This window comes from Ligilactobacillus acidipiscis DSM 15836, assembly GCF_001435755.1.
GTDB classification, from domain to species: Bacteria; Bacillota; Bacilli; order Lactobacillales; family Lactobacillaceae; genus Ligilactobacillus; species Ligilactobacillus acidipiscis.
This window is the reverse complement of sequence record NZ_AZFI01000396.1, coordinates 1-338: the sequence shown is the minus strand read 5'-3', so window position 1 is coordinate 338 and position 338 is coordinate 1. Positions and strand designations below refer to the sequence as shown.

1 pseudogene is annotated in these 338 nt (G+C 46.2%); it reads right to left on the bottom strand.

Annotated features, from left to right (window positions below):
* Nucleotides 1–338 (bottom strand): annotated as a pseudogene (locus FC65_RS12110) (IS982 family transposase); the annotation flags it as partial.

Here is a 338-nt window from a genome sequence, read left to right as displayed (position 1 = left end):
GGCAAACTATCAATGATCGCAAACTGTCCTGTTTGCGCATAGTCGCGAGTCAACCCCTGCCGCATGGCCATGACCACTGGGAGAAGACGTTGTGCTCGTCGGTTAAAACGGGAGCGCTCAATGTTCAATTGATGTGGGATGAAGGTCTGTGCCCAGGCAAAGAATTTACGCTGGGAGTGCATCTGTGTAATGACCTGTAAACACAGTAAGGCTAAGATCTGCACATCAGAAACACGAGAATTAGTGGTGTTACGGCGTTGCGAAATATAGCGCGGGCAGTATTTTTGATAAAGCTCAGCACAAAGAACTTTAAGTTGAGCTAAATTGACTTGTAAATT